The 26,120-nt window shown below is 66.8% G+C and carries 19 protein-coding genes; 6 read left to right on the forward strand and 13 right to left on the reverse strand.

Features of this window, described 5'->3' with window-relative positions:
• The first annotated feature begins 1 nt into the window (after position 1).
• Positions 2-1,528 (forward strand): MFS transporter, encoded by a 1,527-nt coding sequence (locus HLG70_RS04140; RefSeq protein ID WP_171663825.1) that lies wholly within the window; start codon positions 2-4, stop codon positions 1,526-1,528.
• A gap of 31 nt (positions 1,529-1,559) precedes the next feature.
• Here HLG70_RS04140 and HLG70_RS04145 read toward each other — a convergent pair whose 3' ends face one another.
• From HLG70_RS04145 to HLG70_RS04180, 8 genes are all read right to left on the reverse strand, one after another.
• On the reverse strand, positions 1,560-2,822 hold the full coding sequence (locus HLG70_RS04145) for a nitrate- and nitrite sensing domain-containing protein (protein WP_171663824.1): 1,263 nt from the start codon (positions 2,820-2,822) through the stop codon (positions 1,560-1,562).
• Between the two features lie 21 nt (positions 2,823-2,843).
• A complete protein-coding gene (gene cobA / locus HLG70_RS04150) occupies positions 2,844-3,620 on the reverse strand; it encodes a uroporphyrinogen-III C-methyltransferase (RefSeq protein ID WP_171663823.1) in 777 nt (258 codons plus the stop codon).
• Between the two features lie 21 nt (positions 3,621-3,641).
• On the reverse strand, positions 3,642-5,390 hold the full coding sequence (locus tag HLG70_RS04155; protein ID WP_171663822.1) for a bifunctional protein-serine/threonine kinase/phosphatase: 1,749 nt from the start codon (positions 5,388-5,390) through the stop codon (positions 3,642-3,644).
• Between the two features lie 13 nt (positions 5,391-5,403).
• Positions 5,404-6,216, reverse strand: coding sequence for a formate/nitrite transporter family protein (locus HLG70_RS04160; RefSeq protein WP_171663821.1), 813 nt, complete (start codon positions 6,214-6,216; stop codon positions 5,404-5,406).
• A 48-nt stretch (positions 6,217-6,264) separates the two neighbouring features.
• Positions 6,265-6,615, reverse strand: a complete 351-nt coding sequence (gene nirD, locus HLG70_RS04165) for a nitrite reductase small subunit NirD (RefSeq protein WP_171663820.1) — start codon at positions 6,613-6,615, stop codon at positions 6,265-6,267.
• Complete coding sequence (gene nirB, locus HLG70_RS04170; RefSeq protein ID WP_171663819.1) at positions 6,615-9,176, reverse strand: nitrite reductase large subunit NirB; 2,562 nt, start codon at positions 9,174-9,176, stop codon at positions 6,615-6,617. Before nirB ends, nirD begins: the two co-directional genes overlap by 1 nt.
• A gap of 342 nt (positions 9,177-9,518) precedes the next feature.
• Positions 9,519-10,406 (reverse strand): LysR family transcriptional regulator, encoded by an 888-nt coding sequence (locus HLG70_RS04175; protein WP_171663818.1) that lies wholly within the window; start codon positions 10,404-10,406, stop codon positions 9,519-9,521.
• 72 nt (positions 10,407-10,478) lie between these two features.
• Complete coding sequence (locus HLG70_RS04180) at positions 10,479-11,564, reverse strand: PDDEXK nuclease domain-containing protein (RefSeq protein ID WP_434082298.1); 1,086 nt, start codon at positions 11,562-11,564, stop codon at positions 10,479-10,481.
• A 321-nt stretch (positions 11,565-11,885) separates the two neighbouring features.
• Here HLG70_RS04180 and HLG70_RS04185 point away from each other — a divergent pair, with 321 nt between their 5' ends.
• Complete coding sequence (locus tag HLG70_RS04185; protein WP_171663816.1) at positions 11,886-13,511, forward strand: GMC family oxidoreductase; 1,626 nt, start codon at positions 11,886-11,888, stop codon at positions 13,509-13,511.
• On the opposite strand, the gene cfa is transcribed toward HLG70_RS04185, so the two are convergent.
• Complete coding sequence (gene cfa, locus HLG70_RS04190; protein ID WP_171663815.1) at positions 13,508-14,698, reverse strand: cyclopropane fatty acyl phospholipid synthase; 1,191 nt, start codon at positions 14,696-14,698, stop codon at positions 13,508-13,510. The two genes, HLG70_RS04185 and cfa, sit on opposite strands and share 4 nt — an antisense overlap.
• Positions 14,699-14,972: 274 nt before the next feature.
• Between cfa and HLG70_RS04195 the strand changes: the two genes are divergently transcribed.
• The 3 genes from HLG70_RS04195 (at position 14,973) to greB (ending at position 17,439) form a co-directional block, all read left to right on the forward strand.
• Positions 14,973-15,905: an alpha/beta fold hydrolase gene (locus HLG70_RS04195; protein WP_171663987.1), complete on the forward strand. Its 933-nt coding sequence runs from the start codon at positions 14,973-14,975 to the stop codon at positions 15,903-15,905.
• A gap of 68 nt (positions 15,906-15,973) precedes the next feature.
• Complete coding sequence (locus HLG70_RS04200; protein ID WP_171663814.1) at positions 15,974-16,819, forward strand: 3',5'-nucleoside bisphosphate phosphatase; 846 nt, start codon at positions 15,974-15,976, stop codon at positions 16,817-16,819.
• Positions 16,820-16,887: 68 nt separating this feature from the next.
• Positions 16,888-17,439, forward strand: a complete 552-nt coding sequence (greB, locus tag HLG70_RS04205; protein WP_171663813.1) for a transcription elongation factor GreB — start codon at positions 16,888-16,890, stop codon at positions 17,437-17,439.
• 125 nt (positions 17,440-17,564) lie between these two features.
• On the opposite strand, the gene HLG70_RS04210 is transcribed toward greB, so the two are convergent.
• From HLG70_RS04210 to HLG70_RS04220, 3 genes are all read right to left on the reverse strand, one after another.
• Complete coding sequence (locus HLG70_RS04210) at positions 17,565-18,593, reverse strand: DctP family TRAP transporter solute-binding subunit (protein WP_171663812.1); 1,029 nt, start codon at positions 18,591-18,593, stop codon at positions 17,565-17,567.
• A gap of 82 nt (positions 18,594-18,675) precedes the next feature.
• Positions 18,676-19,974, reverse strand: coding sequence for a TRAP transporter large permease (locus tag HLG70_RS04215; protein ID WP_171663811.1), 1,299 nt, complete (start codon positions 19,972-19,974; stop codon positions 18,676-18,678).
• The gene (locus HLG70_RS04220) at positions 19,971-20,513 is read right to left on the reverse strand and encodes a TRAP transporter small permease (protein WP_171663810.1); all 543 of its coding nucleotides are present in this window, start codon (positions 20,511-20,513) and stop codon (positions 19,971-19,973) included. The genes HLG70_RS04215 and HLG70_RS04220 overlap by 4 nt, the downstream gene beginning before the upstream one ends.
• Before the next feature lie 353 nt (positions 20,514-20,866).
• On the opposite strand from HLG70_RS04220, the gene purL reads away from it, so the two are divergent.
• On the forward strand, positions 20,867-24,925 hold the full coding sequence (gene purL, locus HLG70_RS04225) for a phosphoribosylformylglycinamidine synthase (RefSeq protein WP_171663809.1): 4,059 nt from the start codon (positions 20,867-20,869) through the stop codon (positions 24,923-24,925).
• A gap of 130 nt (positions 24,926-25,055) precedes the next feature.
• Here the strand turns inward: purL and HLG70_RS04230 are convergent, their stop codons facing one another.
• Positions 25,056-25,979, reverse strand: a complete 924-nt coding sequence (locus tag HLG70_RS04230) for a LysR family transcriptional regulator (protein ID WP_171663808.1) — start codon at positions 25,977-25,979, stop codon at positions 25,056-25,058.
• Between the last annotated feature and the right edge of the window lie 141 nt (positions 25,980-26,120).

The raw sequence follows: 26,120 nt of genomic DNA on the forward strand, positions 1-26,120 counted from the left end.
CATGTCCCATCCCAGACCGCCTGCCGCGCTGCTGCTGGTCATCGGCGCCTTGACCTTCATCGACTTCCTGCAGAACGGCATGGTGACGTTCGCAGCCGCGCCCATCATGGGCGAGATCGGCGCCAGCCCCGAGGAATACACCACCGTCGCCGTTATCCATGCCTGCGTGGCGGTGGTGATGATTGCCTTGCAGGGCTGGCTGGTGCACCACCTGGGATTGCGGCGCTACCTGCTGGCGTCGCTGGCCGCGGCAGGGGCAGGCGCGGCGGTGTGCGCCGTGTCGCACAATGAGGCGGGCTTTCTGCTGGGGCGGGTGCTGATGGCTGTCGGATGCGCGGCGATGCTCACGTCTTCCCGGCTGACCGTCAACCTGATTCCGCCCGGCCCTGCGCGCTTTCTGGGCATCAAGGCGCTGGCCACCGGCTTGTGCGTGGGCACGGCGCTCGCGCCATGGCTGGCCGCGATGGCGGTGGAGCGTGACGGCTGGCCCCTGATGTTCTGGCTGGTGGCGGCGCTGGCGCTGCTGGCGACGATTCCCGTCATGCTGGCCATGCCTGGCAAGGAGGCCGGCGCGACGGTGGCAGGTCAGGCGCGCCTCATGCCCATCGCCGCGCTGGGGGCGGGCAGCTTCCTGGTGCTGCATGCCTTGCAGCGGTCCTACTACGATTTCTTCAGTGACCGCTATCTGCTGGTGCTGTCGGCGGTGGCGGGCGTGGCGGCGCTGGGCTATTTCGTCTGGTCGGAGACGCGCAATGGCGCGCCGCTGCTCAGGCTGGGCGGCATGAAGGAGGCGCGCTTCATTTGCGGGCTGGCCCTGTTCATGGCGTGCTATCTGATGCTGGGCGCGAACGGCTATCTGGTGCCGCTGATGCTGCAGCGCGCGCTCGGCCAGTCCTGGTCCACGGCGGGCGAGTTCTTCGCCATGGGCCTGGGGGCGGGGGTGCTGACGTGGGCGGTGATGTCGCAATTGCTGCCGCGCTGGCCCTCGCCGCGCAAGTTCTTCGTCGCCGGATTCCTGGCGCTGGCCGCATTCGGCGGGCTGATGTCGCGGCTGACGCCCACCGCGGATATGTGGACGGATATATTTCCCGCGCTGGCCTGCTACGGCATGTTCATCATGATCATCATGCCGACCACCGCCATGCACACCTTCACGGGGCTGACCGGGGATCCGGCTGTCTTTGCCCATGCCCAGCAGGTGAAGAATATGCTGGCGCAGATCGGACAGGCGCTGGGCATCATGCTGGCCACCGTTGGCCAGCAGTGGTTCACGTCCGAGCACTACAGCGTCTTGCAAGGCGGCGTCGCGGCGGGCAATGCGCATCTCGAGGCGGCCATGACGCGGTTGTCCGGCTTCTACGCGACCGTGGCGGATCCGGCGCAGGCGCAGCAGCTGGCCATTGCGCAGATCGCGCAGATGGTCAGCCAGCAATCGGTACTGCTGGCCAACCTGGACCATTTTCGCGTGGTGGCGGTCGTGGCATTGATGGCGGCCGTCGTTAGCCTGACCCAGCGGGTGTTCCGCTAGGGCGCAGGCGCCAAGCGCCCTGGACGGGCGCTCAGTTCTCGCCCAGCTGCCCGATGATCTGCCGCGCCACTTCCGCCAGCGACAGGCCGCCGTCCATCGCGGCGCGCTGCAATCGTTCATGGGCGGCCTGCTCGGTCAAGCCGTAGCGGCTGACCAGCAGCAGCTTGGCGCGGTCGATGCGCTTTCTTTCGTCCAGCGCGCCGCGCACGCTGGCAAGGGCATCGTCGGCGCGCTGCATGCGCAGGGTCTGCTCGCGCATCATGTCCAGTATCGAACGTTCCAGCTCGTTGCCCACGCCGTCCCGAGGGGGCACGTCCAGGATCCGGCTCTGTACGCTGAACACCATGCTGGGCGCGCGGCCGCTGGCGTGATCGGTGTAGCGGCTGAGCAGCAGGCGGCGGTCGTCCAGTTCCTGGCGGGTTTCGGCGATGCGCCGGGCGCATTGCTGCGCCAGCTCCTGGGCCAGCGAGGTTTCGACATTGCGCATGGCGTCGATACGGGCGGTGTACAGGTCGAACCACAGCTCGGCCAGGCCGCTGTCGACGCGCTGCGCGTCCGAGGTGTGCTGCGCCATGTCGCGCATGCGCTGCACCTGCTGGCCGTGCTGTTGAACCTGTTCCCAGGATTGCAGGGGGGCGGCTTGTGCGTACTGCGAGAAGATGTCGAAACTGCGCGCCTGGTTGGCGGCCAGGCCCAGCATGCGGGCCTTCTGCGCGTCGCTGAACCAGCCCGCGGTAAAGCCCATGACGCCGCAGGCGCGTTCCTGGCCGCTCAGTTCCTTGCCCTGCATGAAGTTCAGCAGCGCCACCAGGATACGCGTGACGCCCGGATCCAGCGCAGAGTCCGCGGCCTCGAAGACGACGGCGAGCAGGCTGCCTATCACCTGGGTGAATCGGGAGTCGGCGTCTTCCGCCTGCAGGCGCCGGTCGCGGACCTGGCGGCGCAGGCCGGGCAGCTCGTCCAGCCGGAACAGGGCGTAGGCGATGCAATTGAGCAGGCGCGCGCGGCCGGCCCCGGCCACGGGGTTGGCCTCCAGGCCGTCCAGGAACACGCGCGCGTCCGCCTCGATGCCCCCGGCCTCATTGCTCAGGCTGGCAAGCGCGGGCAGCAGGCGGTCGCCGGCGCTGCACAGGGTCAGGTTGGAATAGCCGCGTTCCTTTTGCAGCGCATGCACCAGCGCGCTGATTTTCAGCACCAGTTCACAGGTGCCGGCCAGGGCTTCCAGGCCATGGAGTTCGCTGCGGCGCGCGGCCAGCAGAAAGCGCAGCGGCGGCGGCATGTGGCGTTCGGCCATGGGGTTCTCTCTTGCGGAAGATCAGGCTTGCCGGCGCAGCGGCCGGGCCGCTGGCTCCGCCAGCGGCGGGGCGTCGGCGATACCGAACATCCGGCATGCGGCGACCTGGCCTATCACCAGAATGGCGGGGCTGCGCAGCTGGAATGCATCCGCGTCGCGCGCCATGGCGGCAAGCGAGGACGGACACAGCCGCTGTTCGGGCAGGGACGCGCGTTCGATCATTGCCACGGGGGTGTCGGCGGCCATGCCGGCCGCCAGCAGCTGGCTGCTCATGTCTTGCACTTTCGCCACCCCCATGTAGACCACCAGCGTCGTGCCGCTGCGCGCCAGCCCGGACCAGTCCGGCGTGGTTTCGTCCTGGGAATGGGCGGTGATCAGTGTAACGCCCTGGGCCATGCCGCGCAGCGTCAGCGGGATGCCGCTGGAGGTGGCCGCGGCCAGGCCGGCGGTGATGCCGTTGACGATTTCGCAGGCCACGCCGCGGTCGCTGAGCCATTGCGCCTCTTCGCCGCCGCGGCCGAAGATGCAAGGGTCGCCGCCTTTCAGGCGCGCCACGCGCAGGCCTTGGCGGGCATAGCGCAGCATCAGGCGCTGGATGAATTCCTGCGGCGTCGAACGGCAGCCGCCGCGCTTGCCCACCCGCACGATGCGCGCCTGGGGACAGTATTCCAGGACCTGCGGGTTGACCAGGTCGTCGACCAGGACCACCTCGGCCTGGGCCAGGGCCTTGACCGCTTTCAGGGTCAGCAGCTCCGGGTCTCCGGGACCCGCGCCGATCAGCCAGACGGTAGGGTTCATGACAGGCAGCTCCGTATCTGTTCAGGATTTGAAGGAGAGGATCACGATCACGATGGCCAGGAACAGGCTCAGCCCTTTCCAGAAGGCCACGGGATTGCGTTCCAGCAAGGGCAGGCGTTCGCCTCTGGCGGCGGCGTCGGCCGGATGGCGCAGCGCATGGGTGAACTCCGACAGCTCGGGGGTGCGGGCCTGCGGATCGGGATGCAGGGCGCGGCTCAGCACGCTGTCGATCCAGGCCGGGATCTCGCGGTCCCGGTCCAGCACGGACACATAGCTCAGGCGCAGCTGCGCGGCCCGGCTGCGGGCGCGGGCCACCTCGGCGCCGTAGGGCAGGCGGCCGGACAGCATCTGGTAGAGCATCGCCGCCAGCGAATAGATGTCCGACCGCGATGTGCCCGCCTCGCCCAGGAAGTACTCGGGCGCGGCGTACTGCGCGGTGCCCAGGACGGGCATGGGCTCGTCGTCCGCTTGCCCCAGTTCCTGGATGCCGGCCGTGCGGGTCGAGCCCAGGTCGATGATCTTCGCCGTGCCCTCGGGGGTGATGATGATGTTGTCCGGCCGCAGGTCCTGATGCACGATTTCCAGCCGGTGAAAGGCCTGCAGGCCGCGTGCGATCTGCTCGATGATCGCGACCGCGGGTTCCAGGTCCGGCCGCGGATTGGCGGCCATCCACTGCGTCAGCGTGCGGCCTTCGATGTACTCGCTGACCGTATGGAGCGTGCGGCGCTGGCGGGTGCGGGGCCAGGCGCGCACGACGTGGCGGCTGTCGATGCGGCGCGCAATCCACTCTTCCGTCAGCAGCCGTTCCAGGTAGGCCGGGTCGTGCCGCAGGTCCAGCGACGGGATCTTGATGACGACGGCATCGCCGCTGGCGATATCCCGCGCCAGGTAGACATGGCTGCGGCTGCTGGCGCGCAGCTCGCCGGTGATGCGAAAGCCCTCGAACTCCTGGCCCACGTTCAGCAGGGGCGGGCAGGGCAGGCTGCCGGAGTACTGGGCGAGCTCGCTGGCCTGGCGCGCGGGCAGGGCGTCGATGCGCACGATCTGCATCGTCAGGTTGTCGTCGCTGCCGCGCTCCAGCGCCAGCCGGACCAGCGCGCGGGCGGCGTCGTCGAGCGCGCCGGCGTGCGCGGCGACGGCGTCCCTCATGTCCTGCGCGACGATGTGTTCATACACGCCGTCGGTCGCCAGCAGGAAGACGTCGCCCAGTTCCACGGGCTGGGTGTGATAGTCGATCTCCAGGTGCGAGGACAGGCCCAGCGCGCGGCCCAGATAGCTCTTGTCGTGCGCGACCCAGACGCGGTGGTCCTCGGTCAGCTGTTCCAGCACGCCGTCGCGCAGGCGGTAGATGCGGGCGTCGCCGATGTGCAGGATGTGCGCCGTGGTCGCCTTGAGCACCATCACGGTAAGGGTGCACACATAGCCCCTGTCCTGGTCCTGGCCATGGCGCTGGCGGCCCTGGGAGTGCAGCCAGGCGTTGGCGGCGCTCAGCACCTTTTGGGCCGACTTCTTCACCGACCAGGTTTCAGGGGTGCAGTAGTAGTCCTCCAGGAAACTCGCCACGGCGGTCTCGCTGGCGATGTGGCTGACGTTGCTGCTGCTGATGCCGTCGGCCAGCGCGATGGCGATGCCCTTGGCGCCCAGCAGCGGCTCGCCCGGCACGCACAGGCCGTGGAAATCCTGGTTGACGGGCTTGGCGCCCGGCTCGGTGTGCTGGCCCACCGCCACCTTCAGGGAGGCGGCGGGGACGCCGGGCGCGTAGCTGTCCATGAAGGGCCCGGGATCAGGTGAAGCGGCGCTTCGGCGCGGTCTTCATGTGCGTGGTGTAGAGCGTCAGGCCGGTCAGCGAGATGCCGCCGATCAGGTTGCCCAGCACCACCGGGATCTCGTTCCAGATCATGTAGTCCATGATCGAGAAATTGCCGCCCATGATCATCGCCGACGGGAACAGGAACATGTTGACGATGGAGTGCTCGAAGCCCATCGCGAAAAACAGCATGACCGGCATCCACATGGCAATGACCTTGCCGCTGACCGAGGTGGAGATCATCGCGCCCACCACGCCCAGCGACACCATCCAGTTGCACAGCACGCCGCGGATGAAGATGGTCAGCATGCCGCCGGCGCCGTATTCCTTGTAGCCCAGCGTGCGGTTCTCTCCGATGTGCGAGATGACCTGGCCGACCTTGTTGGGCGGCACCGAAAAGCCGTAGGTGAAGACGATGGCCATCAGGACGGCCACGGTCAGCGCGCCCAGGAAGTTGCCCACGAAAACGAGGCCCCAGTGCTTCAGGATGGCGCTGACGGTAACGCCCGGGCGCTTGTCGAACAGCGCCAGCGGCGTCAGGACAAACACGCCCGTCAAGAGGTCGAAGCCCATCAGGTACAGAATGCAGAAGCCCACCGGGAACAGGGCCGCGCCCAGGATGGGCGAGTCGGTCTGCACCGTGACGGTGACGGCGAACACCGCAGCGATCGCCAGGATGGCGCCGGCCATGAAGGCGCGGATCAGGACGTCGCGGGTCGCCATGTAGATCTTCGACTCGCCCGCATCCACCATCTTGGTGACAAACTCGGAAGGAACTAGGTAGGACATGATGTTTCCTGTTGCTTGGCTGATATTGAATGAGTCCGGCGGCGCCCGTCAGGCGATTTCCACCGCGTCGCCGTTAAAGCGCGCCTGCCAGGTCCGCAGCCGCTGTTCGGGGTATTGCACGCAGCTGCCGTCCGCCAGGCGGAAGTGCTGCTTGTAGAGCGGCGAGGCCACCACCAGGTCGCCGCCCAGATGGCCGACGATGCCGCGGCCGATCACGTTGACACCCGACTTGGGGTCGCGGTTCGACACCGCATACAGGCGTTGCCCGGTAGCATCCGGCAGGTAGAACAGGGCCACCTGCTCGTCGTCCACCAGCGCGACCACGCCGGAGTTCGCCACCAGGTCCTGGCGGTCGCAGGCGTGGCGCCAGGCTTGTTGTTGGGAGGTTGGGGCGCGCATCAGACGATCTCCTCGGCAATCGGGATGACGCGCGCACTGGCGCGCGCCGGGGCGGGCCTGGGCTGGCCGCGTTCCTGCACGAACTGGATGTCGGGGTCGCCGCGCCGGTCGTTGACGAAGGTGCGGAAGCGCTTGAGCTTTTCGGGATCGTCGATGGCGTTGGCCCATTCGCATTCGTAGCGGTCCACCACCAGTTGCATCTGCGCTTCCAGCTCGGCGGCGAGGCCCAGGCTGTCGTCGATCACCACCTGCTTGAGAAAATCCAGCCCGCCTTCCAGGGACTCGCGCCATACCGAGGTGCGCTGCAGCTTGTCGGCAGTGCGGATGTAGAACATCAGCACGCGGTCGATGTAGCGGATGAGGGTTTCGTCGTCCAGGTCGGTGGCGAACAGTTCGGCGTGGCGCGGACGCATGCCGCCATTGCCGCAGACGTAGAGGTTCCAGCCGTTCTCTGTGGCGATCACGCCGATGTCCTTGCTTTGGGCCTCGGCGCATTCGCGGGTGCAGCCGGACACGGCGAACTTCAGCTTGTGCGGAGCGCGCAGGCCTTTGTAGCGGTGCTCGATGTCCAGCGCCATCTTCACGCTGTCCTGCACGCCGTAGCGGCACCAGGTGCTGCCCACGCAGGACTTCACCGTGCGGGTGGACTTGCCGTAGGCATGCCCGGTTTCGAAACCTGCGGCTATCAGCTCCGACCAGATCCCGGGCAGCTCGTGCAGCTGCGCGCCGAACAGGTCGATGCGCTGTCCGCCCGTGATCTTGACGTACAGCTGGTACTTCTTGGCGACGGCGCCGATGGCGATCAGGCCGTCGGGCGTGACCTCGCCGGCAGGAATGCGCGGCACCACGGAGTAGGTGCCGTTTTTTTGCATGTTGGCCATGAAGGTGTCGTTGGTGTCCTGCAGCGGCACCAGCTGCGGGTCCTGGATGGGGCGGTTCCAGCACGACGCCAGGATCGAGCCCACGGCGGGCTTGCAGATTTCGCAGCCCACATGGCCGCGCCCGTGACTGGCCAGCAGTTCCTCGAAGGACTCGATGCCGCCGACCCGGACGATCGCATACAGCTCCTGGCGGGTGTAGGCGAAGTGTTCGCAAAGGCTCTTGTCCACGGCGACGCCGCGGCTGGCCAGTTCGTGTTCGACCACCTGCTTGAGCAGGCCCGCGCAGCCGCCGCAGCCCGAGGCTGCCTTGGTGCATCCCTTGACGCCGGCCAGGTCCGTACAGCCGCCGTCGATGGCGTCGCAGATGGCGCCCTTGTTCACGTTGTGGCAGGAACAGATGGTGGCGGTGGCGGGCAGCGCGTCCACGCCCAGCAGCGGGGAGTCCTGGCCTTGCGGCAGGATCAGGCTGGAGGGATCCGCAGGCGGCGCGATGCCGTTCTGCGCGTACTGCAGCAGGGTGTCGTAATAGCTGTTGTCGCCGACCAGGACGGCCCCCAGCACGCGCTTGCCGTCGGCGGATACCACCAGCCGGCGGTAGCTGGAGCCGGCTTCGTCGATGTAGCGGTAGCTGCGCGAGCCCGGCGTGGCGCCCTGCGCGTCGCCGATGGAGCCGACGTCCACGCCCAGCAGCTTGAGCTTGGTGGACATGTCGGCGCCCGTGAAGGGCTGTTCGGGCGCGCCGCACAGGTCGGCGGCGACGATGCGCGCCATCTGATAGCCGGGCGCCACCAGCCCGAACACGCTGCCGTTCCAGGCCGCGCATTCGCCGATGGCGTAGATGCGTTCGTCGCTGCTGCGGCAGTGATCGTCGATGGCGACGCCGCCGCGCTCGGCCAGCGCCAGTCCCGCCTTGCGCGCCAGGGTCACTTGCGGGCGGATGCCGGCCGAGAACACGATCAGGTCGGTTTCCAGCGGCGCGCCTTCGGCAAAGCGCATGCGGTAGCGGTACTGGGTGCCGGGCTTGATGTCCTGCGTGGCGCGCGACAGGTGCACGCCCACGCCCAGCGATTCGATGCGCGCCTTGAGCGCCGCGCCGCCGGCTTCGTCCAGCTGCACCGGCATCAGGCGCGGCGCGAACTCAACCACATGCGCTTCCAGGTTCAAGGACTTAAGCGCGTTGGCGGCTTCCAGGCCCAGCAGGCCGCCGCCCACGACCACGCCGCGGCGCGCGCCGCTGGCCGCGGCGCGAATCAGGTCCAGGTCGTCGATAGTGCGGTACACCAGCCGCGACGCGCCTTCGGCGCCCGCGATCGGAGGCACGAAGGGATAGGAGCCGGTCGCCAGCACCAGCTTGTCGTAGACGGTGCGCCCGCTGGCGGTGACCACCTCTTGCTGGTGGCGGTCGATCTCCAGGACCGGCTCGCCCAGATGCAGGGTCAGACCTTCGCGTTCGTACAGCGAGGCCTCGCCCATGGCCATCGATTCGGCGTCGCGCCCGTTCAGGTATTCCGACAGGTGGACCCGGTCATAGGCGCGGCGGGTTTCCTCGCCAAAGACGTGGATGCGATAGCGCTCAAGAGCGCCGCGGGCGATCAATTGCTCGACGCAATGGTGGCCCACCATGCCGTTGCCGATGACAACCAGCGTCTGCAAGGAATCGGAAGTGGCCGCTACATTCATGAGATATCCCCAGGCTTGGATATTCGGGTTTCAGAAGACAAAAGGCGCCCTGGACCTTTCGGTCGGGGCGCCATTGCCGGTACTGCACGAGTTGTCTTGCCGGGCTTGCACCCGCACAAGAGCTATTAAGCAAAGTCCGTGCCAGAAATATCGAGGGACGATGAAATGGGGGAGTTCCCCCCTGGATTCATAGGGGAAAAGAGCGGCGGGACACCGCGCCGGGCGCTACAGTCCCGGCGCGGCGTCTTGCGGATCATGCCTCGAAGCGGTGCATATTCTTGTGCGCGCTGCACCCGTATGGCGCAGCGCAGCATGAGCGCCTCGGACCGGCGCGGCGCGGTTTTAGCCGAATGCGGCCTGCACCGCGGCAAACGCGGCGGCGACCAGCGGATCGTCCCGGCGCGACGCCAGGGTGATGAAAGACAGCTCCGCCTGGATCGACAGCCCCTTCACCAGCAAAAGCCCGTTGGCCTGGGATTCACGCAGCGCGATGGAGTCGCGGGCCAAGGACAGGCCCACGCCCGAGCGCACCAGGTCCAGCATGGACGCTTCCTGGTCCACTTCGGCCACCGCGTGGGGCGCGATGCCCAGCGCGTCGAACTTGTCCGAAAGCAGCCTGTGGTGCACGGAATCGGGAGGCGTCCAGATCCACGGCAGCGCCGCGATCTCGGCCCAGCCGCGGCCCGCCACCTGCGCACCCCAGCCCTTGGGCGCCACCACGTAGTACGCGAACGAGGCCAGCGGCCGCGCTTCCAGCCCCGCCGGATTTCTGGTCTTCTCTTGCGGTCCCAGGAAGAAGCCCACGTCCAGCTCGCCCGAGCGGACCTGCCTGCCCACCGAGCCCGACATGCCGTGACGCAGGGTCGGCCGGATCTTGGGGTAATGCTCCACCAGGTATTGCAGCGTGGCGCCCAGCCGCAGGAATTCGGGGTCCAGGATGGTGCCGATGCGCAGTTCTCCCTGCACGGTGTCGCGCAAGGCGCCGATGGCCCGCTGGAAGTCTTCCAATGCATCCAGGATCCGCAGCGCCGAAGGCAGCAGCGCCCGCCCGTCGGCATTGGGCGCCAGGCCTTGGGCCGTGCGCGCGAACAGGGTCAGGTCCAGCGACTCCTGGAAGTTCTTGAGCTGCAGGCTCAGCGCAGGCTGGGTCAGGTGCAGGTGCTCGGCCGCGCGCGTGAGGTTGCCTTCGCGGGCAACCGCGGCAAAGGTGCGGATGTGCTTCAGGTCCATGGATTTGTCCAGAGAAAAGTGTCCCCGCGCAGCGCACGCTGCGCGGGCTTGCAGTTTCCGAGCAGGCGCCTTCTACCTTGGCGGCGGCCTCGTGCCAGATTCGAGCAGTCGCCGTGTGTTCTCCAGTTCTTTTTGCAACAGCTCTGCATCCGGCAGCACCATCCGATAGTTCGCCGCCATAACCTTGCTGGGCAATCCTTCCAGTGCATATCGTGCCAATGCCTGTCCTTTGTCTGCACAGAGGATCAAGCCCACGGGCGGGTTTTCCTCGGGAAAGGCCCAGTGCTCCTTCGCGTAGTTGCAGTACATATGCATCTGCCCCACGTCGGCATGGTTCAGTGCGCCGAGTTTCAAGTCGATAATGACAAGGCAGCGCAATCGCCGATGGAAGAACAGGAGATCGACCCGATACCAAGTCTGGTCGATGCGCAAGCGGCGCTGCCTTCCGACAAAGGTGAAGCCGTCGCCGAGTTCGAGCAGAAAATCCTCCAGCCGCTGGATCAAGGCTAGTTCCAGATCGGACTCTGAATATTCGTCCTTGAGGTCCAGGAACTCCAACACATAAGGGTCTTTGATGGCGTCGTCAGGCGTGACGGCGTCCGCGGGCACGGGTGTGGCGCCCTTGGCCAACATCGCGGTCTTGTTCTTTGACAGTGCCGTGCGTTCGTAAAACCGGCTGTCTATCTGCCGGGCGAGTTGGCGCACGCTCCAGCCGCCCCGTAGGGCTTCGGCTTCATAGAACCTGCGGGCATGTTCGTCTTTGATCGACAGCAGCCGTACGTAGGCCGACCACGGTAGCGTGAAAATTCTGGTCAACTCGTCGAGCGTCCAGGGACGCGGCGGCGTGGGCGCCGAGGATGATTCGCCAGACACTGTCTGGCGAATTCGCCAGGTCAGAAAGAACGACCGCATCTGCTGCGAGTTCTGGCGGCTGAACCCGCGGCCAAACCGTTGGTTCAGGTCACTGGCCAGCCGCTCGATCAATTGCTCACCGTAGCCAGCACGCCGTTTACCTTGCTGCTCGGCCTCGACTATCCGGCGACCAATCTCCCAGTAACTGGCCGTCATCAACGCATTGACGCTGCGTGCAGCCGCTAGCCGCGCAGTATCGAGCAATTCGACGATGTCGCTGTGAATGCCCGTATAGTCGGCCGACATGGCGAGAGGCTTTCCAGTCCCCAAGGGGGGCTTTCTTGTCATGCAGGTCACCTCCATAGAGCCATCTCTGGTCGGCACGCGCCTCCGCCGACGTGGTTCCGACTTGGGCATGTGCCTGATTGCATCGTAGGTTGACAGGGAAGCACAGGGTTGGTGCATTATTAAAGATGCTTATAAGACCATTTTCAACAATTCATTGGACAGCCGCCGGCCGCTGCGCCAGAGTCTTGGGAGATGCCCGGCGCGCGTTGACGCGCCGCAGCCGGGTCGGCTCACCGTGCCGGCGCCCGTTTTGGGCCCGCTATCTGATAAGAAGAGCTTATGGAGACATACGACTACATCATCGTGGGCGCGGGCTCGGCGGGCTGCGTGCTGGCCAACCGCCTGAGCCGCGATCCCGCCGTGCAGGTCTTGCTGCTGGAGGCCGGCGGGCGCGACAACTACCACTGGATCCATATCCCGGTGGGCTACCTGCACTGCATCGGCAACCCTCGCACGGACTGGATGTACCGCACGGCCGAGGAGCCCGGCCTGGGCGGAAGGTCGCTGATCTATCCGCGCGGCCGCGTGCTGGGCGGGTGCTCGTCGATCAACGGCATGATCTACATGCGCGGCCAACGCGAAGACTACGAGGACTGGGCCGCGCTGTCGGGCGATCCGGCCTGGAGCTGGGACCAGGTGCTGCCGGTCTTCAAGCGCAGCGAGGACTATCACCGCGGCGCGGACGAGCATCACGGCGCGGGCGGGGAATGGCGCGTGGAGTCGCAGCGCTTGCGCTGGGACATCCTGGAAGCCTTTGCCAGCGCGGCCGAACAGGAAGGGATTCCGCGCGTGCAGGATTTCAACCGGGGCGACAACTTCGGCAGCGGCTACTTCGAGGTCAACCAGCGGCGCGGCTGGCGCTGGAACACGTCCAAGGCCTTCCTGCGGCCGGTGCGGCAGCGCCAGAACCTGCATGTGATGACCGGGGTACTGGCCGAGCAACTGGAGTTCGACGGCAAACGCTGCGTCGGCGTGCGCGTGAACCGCGACGGGCGCGGCACGACGCTGCGGGCGCGGCGCGAAGTGGTGCTGGCGGCCGGCGCGGTGAACACGCCGCAGCTGCTGGAGGTTTCGGGCATCGGAGAGCCCGCGCGCCTGCGCGAATGCGGCATTGCGTTGCGCCACGCCTTGCCGGGAGTGGGCGAGAACCTGCAGGATCACCTGCAGCTGCGGGTCATCATCAAGGTGAACGGCGTGAAGACGCTGAACCGCATCGCCTCCACCTTGCTGGGCAAGGCCGGTATCGGCCTGGAATACCTGGTCAACCGCAGCGGCCCGATGAGCATGGCGCCTTCGCAACTGGGCGCATTCGCCAAGTCGGATCCCGGCCAGGCCCGCGCCAATGTGGAGTTCCATGTGCAGCCCCTGTCGCTGGGCGCCTTCGGCGAGCCTTTACATAGTTTCGACGCCTTCACCGCAAGCGTCTGCAATCTGCGCCCCACCTCCCGCGGCAGTGTGCACGCGCAAGGACCCGCGGGGCAGAAGGGCGCCGAGGCGCCCGTCATCCGTCCCAACTACCTGAGCACCGAAGAAGACCTGCAGGTGGCGGCCGATTCGATCCGCCTGGTGCGTCGCATTGCCGCCGCGCCGGCGCTGCAGCGCTACCAGCCGCAAGAGTGGCTGCCCGGCCCGGACTTCCAGACCGAGGCCGAGCTGCGGCAGGCGGCCGGCAAGATCGGCACCACGATCTTTCATCCGGTGGGCACCTGCGCGATGGGCCGGGACGCGGACAGCGGCGCGGTGGTGGACGCGCGGCTGCGGGTGCACGGGCTGGAAGGCCTGCGCATCGCCGACGCGTCCATCATGCCGCTGATCACATCGGGCAACACCAATTCGCCCACCATCATGATCGCGGAACGCGCCGCCGACATGATCCGGGAAGAGGCCGCGGGCGCGACGCGCTAGCGCAGCGAACGGTAGGTCTGCTGGCGTTGCGGATGCGTCAGCATGACTTGCCAGAGCTGGCCCTCGCGCGACCGGAAGAAGCCGGCGCAGCACATCAGATAGTATTTCCACATCCGGTAGAACCGCGTGCCGTAGCGGGGTTCGAGCGTGGGCCAGGCGCGCTCGAACCTGTCCCACCATGCCATCAGCGTCCGGTCATAGTCGGCGCCGAAGTTGTGCCAGTCCTCAATGATGAAGCGACCTTCCACGGCTGTCGCGATCTCGCGCGCGGACGGCAGCTTGCCGTTGGGGAACACATAGCGGTCGATCCAGGGATCGGTGCTCTGGCTGGTGGAGGCGATGCCGATCGTGTGCAGCAGGAACACGCCTTCGGGCGCCATCAGGCGCTGCACGTTGGTGAAGTAGGTGTCGTAGTTCTTCGGCCCCACGTGTTCGAACATGCCTACCGAGACCACCTTGTCGAAGCGGCCCTGCAGATCGCGGTAGTCTTGCAGCAGCAGCTCCACGGGCAGGCCCTTCACGCGTTCCTGCGCCAGGGCCAGCTGTTCCTTGGAGACGGTCACGCCAGTGACCTTGGCGCCGTAGCGCTCGGCCGCGAACTTGGCCAGGCCGCCCCAGCCGCAGCCGATGTCCAGCAGGGTCTCGCCCTGCTTGAGCTGGAGCTTGCGGCAGATCATGTCCAGCTTGGCCAGCTGCGCCTCTTCCAGCGTCTGGGCATGTTCCCAGTAGGCGCAGGAGTAGATCATGCGGCTGTCCAGCATGGCTTCGAACACGTCGTTGCCGGCGTCATAGTGCTGTTCGCCGACCTCGAATGCCCGGTTCTTGGATTGCAGGTTGAACAGCTTGTGACGCAGGTGTTCGGCGATCAGCTTGATGCGCGCCACGCCCAGCGCCGCCGACCCCATGTCCGCGCGCAGCAGGCGCGTGAAAAGTTCGTCCAGCTGCTCGCAGTCCCACTCGCCATCCATGTAGGACTCGCCCAGGCCCAGCGACCAGCTGGCGAAGACCCGCTCGTACATATGCTTGTCATGGACCTGGATATCCCACGGGCGCGTGCCGTTGATCTGGACGTCCGCGCGCGCCAGCACGTCCTGGAGGACTTTGGGCGGTTGGGGAGGAGGGGGGCTGACGGAGGAATGATCGGGGGAATGATCGGTCAGCGGAGAGACGGGACTACTTTGCTGCATACGGACTCCATATCAATTTTGGGATGACTGATCTGGCAATGCCTGAAGCTTTTTACTGTGCGCCTTGAGGGGGGCGCAACTCCAATTTAATGATTGAATCGCACCGATAGGCAATGGCAATTATCGGGGCGCCTGCCGCCGAAGGGCGTCAATCCAGCTGGGATGATCGTAGCGATGAGCGGCCGGATAGTCCAGAGCAAGGCGTCCGCGTCCTATAAGATAGCGGCGAAAGCGCGCTGCCGCGTCGGCGCGCGCAGATCCGTGGAGTGTATCGATAGTGGACAGCCTGGAACCCCGTTTGGATTTCGTCACCTGCGCCAGCCCGGCGGGATTGCACCGCACGGCTTATTGGGAATGGGGCGATCCCGCCAACGACCAGGTGCTGCTCTGCGTCCATGGCCTGACCCGCAGCGGCCGCGACTTCGATGCGCTGGCCCGCCGGCTGGCCAACCGCTATCGCGTCGTCTGCCCGGACGTGGTCGGGCGCGGCCGTTCGGACTGGCTGGTCAATCCTGCGTATTACACGGTGCCCCAGTACCTGTCGGACATGGTGACCTTGATCGCGCGCCTGCGGCCGGCGCGCCTGTCCTGGGTGGGCACGTCGATGGGCGGGCTGATCGGCATGGCGCTGTCGGGCGCGGCGGTATTCGCGAAGGCCATGCTGGCCATGCGCACGCACGCGGGCATGCTGCCGCCCGCGCAGGGCATCCGCTTCGACAAGCTGGTGCTCAACGACGTGGGGCCGCGCCTGGAGAACGGCGCCTTGTCGCGCATCGGCCAGTATGTGGGCGAGACCGGCGAGTTCGCGACGTTCGAAGAGGCCGTGGCCACGATGCGCGCCAATTCGGAAACCTTCGGGCCGCACACCGACGCGCAATGGGCGGAGCTGGCGAAGTACCTGTATCCCGAACAGGGCGGAAAATGGGTCAAGCACTATGACCTGGCGATTGCCCAGGCGCTGGCCGCCCAGACTCCCGAAGAACTGGCCGCGGGCGAACATATCCTGTGGCGCTCCTATGACGCCATCGATTGCCCGGTGCTGATCGTACGCGGCGAACTGTCCGACCTGCTGACGCGCGCGACCTTCGATGAAATGCTCAAGCGCAACCCGCGCGCGCAGGCCCACGAGGTGCGCGGCGTGGGCCACGCGCCCACGCTGATCTCGGACGACCAGCTGGATCCGGTGGCGAATTTCCTGTTGGCCTGAGCCGGGCGCGGATATATAGGGACGGCACGGCGCTATGCGCGGTGCCGGGCCTTCTCTACAATAGCCCCATGAAAGCGCCCACCCCCAATATTGATCTGCATTGCCATTCCACCGTGTCGGACGGCGCCCTTGCGCCCGGGGAAGTGGCGCAGCGGGCGCACGCCAACGGCGTGGATGTCTGGGCCTTGACCGACCACGACGAAGTGGGCGGCCTGGCCGAAGCCGCCGGCGCGGCCCGGGACCTGGGCATGCGCTTTGCCACCGGCGTCGAGATCTCCGTGACCTGGGCCGGGCTGACGGTGCATATCGTCGGCCTGCGGTTCGATCCTGAAAACACTGCCCTCGTCGAGGGCTTGCGCAAGACCCGCTCCGGCCGCGCCGAACGGGCCAGGCGCATCGGCGATCGCCTGGCGGACATGGGCATGCCCGGCGCCTACGAAGGCGCGCTGCCGTTCGCCGGCAACCCCGAATTGATCAGCCGCACGCACTTCGCGCGCTACCTGGTGCAAGCCGGCTATTGCCCGGACGTCCAGGCGGTGTTCACCCGGCATCTGGGCGACGACCGGCCCGGCCATGTGCCCATGCAATGGGCCACGCTGGCCGAGGCGGTGGGCTGGATCCGCGGCGCGGGCGGCCAGGCCGTCATTGCGCATCCGGGCCGCTACAAGTACACGCCCTTGCAGTTTGCCGCGCTGTTCGACGAATTCCTGCAACTGGGCGGCGTGGGGATAGAGGTCACCACGGGCAGCCACACGGTCGAAGAAGCGCGCCAGTACGCCGACGTGGCGCGCCGGTATGGGTTTCTCGCCTCGCGCGGGTCGGACTTCCACAGTCCCAAGGAAAGCCGGGTGGACCTGGGCCGCTTGCCGGCCCTGCCATCCGACTTGAAGCCGGTCTGGCACGACTGGTTCTGACGCGGGCGGTATCCGCCGCCCATCCTGCAAGCCATCGCTAGTGATCGCGCCGTCGCGGCGCAACCGCCATGAACAAAGCCTTTGTTAAAGAGTCCGACCAGGACGACGACGACGATCTGCCGCAAGCCCAAGCCTTGCCGGCGGGCACGAAGAACTACATCACCCCGGAAGGGTACGAGCGCCTGCGCGCCGAACTCACGCACCTGATGAACGTGGAGCGTCCGTCCGTGGTTCAGGTGGTGTCCTGGGCCGCGTCCAACGGCGACCGCTCGGAAAACGGCGACTACCTCTACGGCAAGAAGCGCCTGCGCGAGATCGACCGGCGCATGCGCTTTCTGACCAAGCGGCTGGACATCGCCGAGGTCGTGGACCCAAAGGCCCAGCCCAACCGCGACCAGGCCTTCTTCGGCGCGACGGTCAACTACGTGGACAAGGCGGGCGAAGAGCACACCGTCACCATCGTGGGCGTGGACGAGGCGGAACCCCTGGCCGGCAAGATCAGCTGGATCTCCCCCGTGGCGCGGGCCTTGATCAAGGCCCGGGAAGGCGACACGGTCGTGCTGCGCACGCCGGGCGGCATCGACGAGCTGGATATCCTGGAAGTCCGCTATCCGGACTAGGAAAAAAATAACGGGCGCCGGCTTGTGACCGGCGCCCGTCTGGTGGGCGGGATCTGACGTCCCTGCCTCGGTTGGCGGCTTGCGCCGCCGGTTCCCCTGGGGCTTGCTGCGAATCCGTTGCGGGCTTACTTCTTGCGTGCGGCGATGGACTTTTCGGCCGTATTGACCAGGTCTTCGCCGATCTGCTTCTTCCACTTTTCGTAGACGGGCTTGGTGACCTTCACGAAGGCATCGTGGTCCGCTTGCGACAACGAGGTCACGGTGACGCCGTGGCCGGCGATTTCCTTCAGCAGCGACGGGTCTTCAGGCGTGACGCCCTTGCGCGCGATCACGATCTGCTGCTTGCCGGCGTCCAGGGCGGCCTGGCGCACGATGTCGCGGTCCTTTTCCGACCAGGAATTCCAGACCTCGCGGTTGACCACGAAGATCAGCGGGTCGGCCACGTAGTTCCACAGCGTCAGGTACTTCTGGCCCACGGTGTAGAGCTTGGACCCGGTGTAGATCGACAGGGGGTTTTCCTGGCCGTCGACCGCACCGCTGGCCAGCGCCGGTTGCGCGTCCGCCCAGCTCATCTGCGTGGGATTGGCGCCCAGGGCGGTGAACGTGTCGATGTACAGCGGCGAACCCACCACGCGCAGCTTCATGCCCTTCATGTCTTCGGGCTTCTTGATCTCGCGCTTGGAGTTGCTGACCTGGCGGTAGCCGTTCTCGCCCCAGGCCAGCGGCACCACGCCGGCCTTTTCAATGAGCTTGAACATTTCCTTGCCCACGTCGCCCTGCACCAGCGCGTCGATGGCGGCGTAGTCGGGCATCAGGAAGGGCAGGGAGAACAGGTTGAGCTGCTTGACCTGCGGCGACCAGTTGATGGTGGAGCCGACGGCCATGTCGATCACGCCCTGGCGGATGGCGGTGAATTCGCGGGTCTGGTCGCCCTGGACCAGCGAGGTGCCGGGATAGACCTTGATGTTGATGCGGCCCTGCGTGCGCTCGCGCACCAGGTCGGACCAGATTACAGCGCCCTGGCCCCACGGGAAGGTGGTGCCGACGACGATGGAGAGCTTGTACTCGGGCTTGTAGGTTTGCGCGTGCGCGGGCGCCATGCCCACCACGGCGGCGGCGCACAGCGCGGCCCCGATCAAGTTGCGGAATTTCATGTTGCGTCTCCTCTCTTTGCGAGTCTGTCTGTTGTTGTAATGAATATCCGTGCGGCCTTCCGGGCTGCCCCGTCCAGCCTTCTCAATAGCCCAACTTGCGCGGCAGCCACAGCGCCAGCTCAGGGAACACCAGCACCGCGACCAGCACCAGGAACATCGCGCCCAGCAGCCACACCACCCAGCGCACCGTGGACTCCATCGGCACGCGCGCGATGCGGCACGACACCATCAGGTTCACGGCCAGCGGCGGGGTGAACTGGCCCAGCGCCACCTTCAGGGTCAGGATCACGCCGAACCACACCGGATCCCAGCCATAGGCGTTGGCGATGGGCATGAGCAGCGGCACGAAGATCAGGAAGATCGAGATGCCGTCCAGGAACATGCCCACGGTCATCAGCAGCAGGATCAGCAGCGCCAGCACGCCCCATTCGCCCAGGCCGGAATTGACGATGGCGTGGGTGATCGGGTCGATCACGCTGAGGGTGGACAGGGCCCAGGCGAAGATGCCCGCCAGCGTCACGACCAGCATGATGACGGCGGACAGCTCGGCGGCTTCGCGCAGGATGGTGTACAGATCCCGGAACTTGATCGTGCGATGGATGAAGCCGCCGACGAACAAGCCATAGAACACGGCCACCACGGCGGCCTCGGTGGGCGTGAACCAACCCATCCGCATGCCGCCCAGGATCAGCACGGGCGCGGCCAGGCCCCACGACGCTTCGCGCAGGCTCTTCCAGAAGGGCGGGCGTGGCAGATGGGCTTCCAGCGCGCCCATCTTGTATTTGCGCGACAGCCAGACGGCCGGGACGATCAGGGCGAAGCCGGCCAGGATGCCGGGAATCATGCCGGCGGCGAACAGGGCGGGCACGGACGCGCCCGGCACCAGCACGGAATAGATGATGAAGGCCACCGACGGCGGAATCAGGATGTCGGTGGCGGCGCCCGCGGCGACCACCGCGGCGGAAAACGAACCCGGATAGCCCGCGCGCGACATGGCGGTGATCATCACCGCGCCCACGGCCGCCGCGCACGCCGGGCCGGAGCCCGATATGCCGCCCAGGAACATGGCCACCGCGATCGACACCAGCGGCAGCATGCCGGGGCCGCGCCCCACGATGGCGATCGCAAAGTCCACCAGCCGCTTGGCCACGCCCGAGCGGTCGAAAATGGATCCCACCAGCACGAACATGGGGATGGCCAGGAGCGGATACTTGGCCAGGCCGGCGTAGAAGTTCTGCGGCACGGTCAAGAGGCCATACCAGGGCGTGTCCAGGTTGGACAGCACGATGGCTACGGTGCCGCCTATGCCCAGCGCCACGCCGACCGGCACGCCGATCAGCATCAGGACGATGAAGACGATGAAGAGGATGGTGGCGATCATTGCCGGGCTTCCCGCTCTGCGCTTCGCGCGATGCGGCGCAGGGTGCCGATGGTGCGCAGCGAGATCGCCGCGGCCATCACCGGCAGCCAGATCGAATACCACCAGGTGGGCACGCCGATCGCGGGCGAGGTCTCCTCGTACATGTATTCGTCCAGCACCAGCTTCACCGACAGCACGGTCAACAGCAGGAAGAACGCCAGCACGCAGCCATTGGAGATCAGCGCCATGATGCGCTGGCGGCGGGGCGAGCCCGAGTCGGCCAGGATCTCGATGCGGATGTGGTGGTTGCGCACAAAGGCCACGCTGCCGCCCGCCATGGTCAGCACGATCAGCAGGAACACCGAGATTTCTTCAGTCCAGGCGAACGACTGGTCGGTGAAATAGCGCACCAGCACGTTCAGGAAGGTAATGATGGCCAGGGTCGCCAGCAGGATCACGGCCAGCCAGTCTTCGATGGCCAGCGGCACCTTCACGGCGGGGTCTGCTTCGATGGGAATGATGGGTTCGACAGGCTCGGCGGGGGCTTCGGGGCGGGGCATGTGAGGCAACGGCCAGCGCGCGGGTAGGCGCTTGATTAGTAGGGTCGCTGCATCCTACCGTTGCCCCGCGAGGGCGGGGCTTCGTGTTTTCCCGCGGTGCGGGGCCGCTGCAACATGGTGCATTGCATCAAGTGCGGGCAGCCGGACGCCAGGCACGATGGACAAACCGGGACCGTGCCAATGCTTTATCGGAATGCTGCTTTGCACCATCCCGGCGCGGCGGTCTTGGAATTCTTTTGTAACAATAGCCAAAACCGGGGCGCGGAACCCTTCTTGAACAACGGCTCCGGGAAAACCCCTTAAACGGGTAAAATCGATTTTCTTTGCACCTCTCTCTATACGGCGCCCGCATCGTGTCCCTAGTTCAGCATCTGCCTGGTTCCTCCGTCCTGTCCTCCTTTCGACGTGATCGCCTTCTGGCGCAACTGAAGGAAGCCGGCCTGCCGGTGGCCGACATATCCGCCCGCTACGAGCACTTCGTCAGCACCGACGCCGCTCTGACGGCCGAACAGCAGCAACACCTGACCCAGCTGCTGGACTACGGCACGCCCAGCACGGCGGACGCGCCGGCCAAGAGCCTGTCCTTGCTGGTGATCCCGCGCCTGGGCACCATTTCCCCGTGGGCCAGCAAGGCCACCGACATCGCGCACAACTGTGGCTTGTCGTCCGTGCACCGCATCGAACGAGGCGTGCGCTACGTGATCACGCCCGAGCGCGGCCTGCTGGGCACCAAGTCCTTCGACGACGCCATGCTGGCCCGCGCGGCGGACTGCCTGCATGACCGCATGACCGAGACCGTGGTGGACGCCAGCTTCGACGGCCAGGCGCTGTTCCAGCCGCTGGCCGGCAAGCCCATGCGCACCGTCGGCGTGCAGGCGCGCGGCGTGGAGGCCCTGGCCGAAGCGAACATCTCGCTGGGCCTGGCCCTGTCCGAAGACGAAATCGAATACCTGGCCAAGTCCTTCACCGACCTGGGGCGCGACCCCACCGACGTGGAGCTGATGATGTTCGCGCAGGCCAACAGCGAACACTGCCGCCACAAGATCTTCAACGCCGAGTGGGTGATCGACGGCCAGGAACAGCCCAACACGCTGTTCGGCATGATCCGCGCCACGCACAAGGCGCAGCCCGAAGGCACCGTGGTGGCCTACTCGGACAACGCCGCCATCATGGAAGGCGGCCCCGCGCAGCGCTTCCAGGCCGGCGTGCCGGGCTTGCCCGGCACGGTGGGCGAGGGCGCCGAAGGCGCCAGGTACATTCGCCGCGACACCATCGTGCATACCCTGATGAAGGTGGAAACGCACAACCACCCGACCGCGATCGCGCCGTTCCCCGGCGCGTCGACCGGCAACGGCGGCGAAATCCGCGACGAAGGCGCCACCGGCCGCGGCTCCAAGCCCAAGGCCGGCCTGACGGGCTTCACCGTTTCGCACCTGCGTTTCGACGACGCCCTGCAGCCCTGGGAAGCCGACCATCACGGCCTGCCCGAGCGCATCGCCTCGCCCTTGTCCATCATGATCGACGGTCCCATCGGCGGCGCGGCGTTCAACAATGAATTCGGCCGGCCCAACCTGCTGGGCTATTTCCGTTCTTTCGAGCAGACCGCCGGCGGCACGCGCTGGGGCTATCACAAGCCCATCATGATCGCGGGCGGCCTGGGCAGCATCGACGCGGGCCTGACGCACAAAGACGTCATTCCTCCCGGCGCGTTGCTGATCCAGCTGGGCGGCCCGGGCTTTCGCATCGGCATGGGCGGCGGCGCCGCCTCCAGCATCAGCATGGGCAGCAATTCGGCCGAACTGGACTTTGATTCGGTCCAGCGCGGCAACCCCGAAATCGAACGCCGCGCACAGGAAGTCATCGACCGCTGCTGGCAGCAGGCCGAAAACAATCCCATCATCGCGATCCACGACGTGGGCGCGGGCGGCCTGTCCAACGCCTTCCCGGAGCTGGTCAACGACGCCGGCCGCGGCGCCATCTTCGACCTGAAGCGCGTGCCGCTCGAAGAGTCGGGCCTGTCGCCCGCCGAAATCTGGAGCAACGAATCGCAGGAACGCTACGTCCTGTCGATCTTGCCCAAGGACCTGGAACGCTTTGACGCCATCGCGCGCCGCGAACGCTGCCCGTACGCGGTGGTGGGCGTGGCCACCGAAGAGCGCCAGCTGCGCGTGGTGGACGGCGAAGGCCTGCCTGGCCTGGACACCATCCGTCCGCAAGGCGACGCCGAAGTGCGTCCCGTGGACGTGCCGATCGACGTGATCCTGGGCAAGCCGCCGCGCATGACGCGCGACGTCAAGCGTTTGCCCGGCGTGTCCGGGCCCCTGGACCTGGCCGGCATTGACCTGACGGAAGCCGCCTACCGCGTGCTGCGCCACCCCACCGTGGCCAACAAGTCCTTCCTGATCACGATCGGCGACCGCACCGTTGGCGGCCTGTCCAGCCGTGACCAGATGGTCGGTCCGTGGCAAGTGCCGGTGGCCGACTGCGCCGTGACGCTGGCCGACTACGAAGGCTTCCGCGGCGAAGCCATGGCCATGGGCGAGCGCAGCCCCATCGCCATGCTGGACGCCCCGGCCTCGGGCCGCATGGCCGTGGCCGAAGCCCTGACCAACCTGGCCGCCGCCGACGTGGCGCGCCTCGAAGACATCAAGCTGTCGGCCAACTGGATGGCCGCTTGCGGCGTGGCCGGGCAAGACGCCGCGCTGTACGACACCGTGTCGGCCGTGAGCGAACTGTGCCAGGCCACCGGCCTGTCCATTCCCGTCGGCAAGGACTCCCTGTCGATGAAGACGTCCTGGGAACAGGACGGCGAGCAGCGCCAGGTGGTGGCGCCGGTGTCGCTGGTGGTCACGGCATTCGCGCCGGTGGCCGACGTGCGCGCCAGCCTGACCCCGCAGCTGCGCACCGACGCCGGCGACAGTGTCCTGATCCTGATCGACCTGGGCCGCGGCCGCCATCGCATGGGCGGCTCGATCCTGGCGCAGGCCTACAACCAGGTCGGCGAGACCGTGCCGGACATCGACGCGCCGCAAGACCTGCGCGCGTTCTTCATCACCATCCGCACCCTGGCCGAAGCCGGCACCATCCTGTCCTACCATGACCGCTCCGACGGCGGCCTGTTCGCCACGCTGACCGAAATGGCCTTCGCCGGCCGCACCGGCATCTCGGTGAACCTGGACATGCTGACCTTCGATCCGCAATCGGCGGATTGGGGCGACTACAAGATCCGCCCCGAACAGGTGGCCGTGCAGCGCGACGAACTGACGCTCAAGGCGCTGTTCACGGAAGAAGCCGGCGCGGTGATCCAGGTGCCGGCCTCGCAGCGCGACGCCGTCATGCAGGTGCTGCGCGGCGCGGGCCTGTCGGCCCACTCGCACGTCATCGGCGGCCTGAACGGCGCCGACGAAGTCGAGTTCTACCGCGACGGCAAGAAGATCTGGGGCCAGCCGCGCGCCGACCTCGGCCGCGCCTGGAGCGAAGTGTCCTACCGCATCATGTCGCGCCGCGACAACCCCGCTTGCGCCCAGGCCGAGCTGGATGTCTGGAACGATACGAAGGACCCGGGCATGCGCCCGAACGTTTCCTTCGATCCGCAGGAAGACGTGGCCGCGCCGTTCCTCAACCTGGCCAAGCGTCCGCGCGTGGCGATCCTGCGCGAGCAGGGCTGCAACAGCCAGGTGGAAATGGCCTGGGCGTTCGACACCTCGGGCTTCGAGGCCATCGACGTCCACATGACCGACCTCCTGTCCGGCCGCGTGGACCTGGCGCAAGTGCAAGGCCTGGTCGCCGTGGGCGGCTTCAGCTACGGCGACGTGCTGGGCGCGGGCGAAGGCTGGGCGCGCACCATCCGCTTCAACAGCAAGCTGTCGGATCAGTTCGCCGCGTATTTCGCGCGCCCCGACACCTTCGCGCTGGGCGTGTGCAATGGCTGCCAGATGATGGCGGCCCTGGCCCCGATGATCCCGGGCGCCGAGCATTGGCCGCGCTTCACGCGCAACCAGTCGGAAAAGTACGAGGCGCGCCTGTCCATGCTGGAAGTGGCCAAGTCGCCGTCCATCTTCTTTGCCGGCATGGAAGGCGCCCGCGTGCCGGTCGCCGTGGCCCATGGCGAAGGCTTTGCCGACTTCTCGCAGCAGGGCGACGCCAGCCGCGTGCTGACCGCCGCGCGCTTCATCGACAACAACGGACAGGCCACCGAAGCCTATCCGTTCAACCCGAACGGCAGCCCCGGCGGCCTGACCTCGGTCACCACCGCCGACGGCCGCTTCACCGTCATGATGCCGCACCCGGAACGCGTGACCCGCAATGTCATGATGTCGTGGGCGCCCGAGAAATGGGGCAATGCCGACACCGGCGGCGCGTACAGCCCGTGGATGCGCATCTTCCGCAACGCGCGGGTCTGGCTGAAGTAAGGGCCGACTCGTAAGGCCGACGCATCCGCCGGGCGGGGTTTTTCCCGGCGCATGCGCGACACACCCCGCCGCCTGGGCATCCTGCCCGGCCGGCGGGGTGTTTTCATTGGCGCGCCACCGCGCGCAGCGGCTATTTCCGGGTCTTGAGCGACTTCATGAACCGCTGCGCGCGCGACACGGCGTCGTGCGCCTCGGCCGCAAGCGCGGCGACGAAGCGTTGCGCGGCCAGGCTCAACGGGCGGCGCGGATGGTTGACCACCACCAGCTGCCGCTGCATGTCGGCGTGGATCCGCCGCACCGACAGGGCGCCGGCGTCCAGCTCATGCGCGATGGCGCTGATGGGCAGGATGGTGGCCCACGCGCCCGACTTGACCAGCTCCAGCGTAGGGGTCAGCGCGTCCATCTCCAGGCGCGGGCGCGCGCCGGGGCTGCGCTTCTTCAAGACCGGATCGATGATCGCGCGCAGGCCCTGGCCCAATGACGGCACGATCAGCGCGTCGATGGGCAGGTCGCCGAATTCCACGTTGCGCAACGCGCTGTCCGACGCCGTGACCAGCACCAGCTCCTCGCTGACGAGCGGCGTGGTTTCCAGGCTGCGCACCGGCTGGATGAGATTGACGATGGCGACATCGAGTTCGCCCGCATCCAGCCGTTCCACCAGCCCCGCGCTGTAGGCCTCGGTCAAACGGATGGTGACGTCCTTGTTTTCGGCGGTGTAAAGAGAGAGGGCGCGCGGCACGATGCTGGCGCCCAGCGACGGCACGGTGCCGACGCGGATGAGACCCGATGTGCCGCCGCTCAGGTCCAGCATGCGCTGGCGCACGCTCTCGACCTCCTTGGACAGGGGCAACAGCATCTTGTAGAGATCGACGCCCGCGGCGGTGGGCGTGACGCCCCGGCTGGAGCGCTCGAAGAGCTGGACCTTCAGGGTCTTTTCCAGCTTGGCCAGTTGCGTGCTCAGGGCGGATTGGACGATGCCCAATTCGGCTGCGGCGCGCGTCATGCCGCCGTTCCGGTACAGACAAAGAAAGCACTCGATCTGGCGCAGATCCATGGTGTGTGGCGTGGAGTGAGAAAACCGGATTATAGGGAGGAGGGCGCGCCGTCGGGCTGCTTCCTACGGGTTAACGATATGCCAATAATAGATTGTAGATAGATATATTATTAAAAAAAGAGATGGCTTTGGCGATCCTGC

This window comes from Achromobacter deleyi (genome assembly GCF_013116765.2).
GTDB classification, from domain to species: domain Bacteria; phylum Pseudomonadota; class Gammaproteobacteria; order Burkholderiales; family Burkholderiaceae_B; genus Achromobacter; species Achromobacter deleyi_A.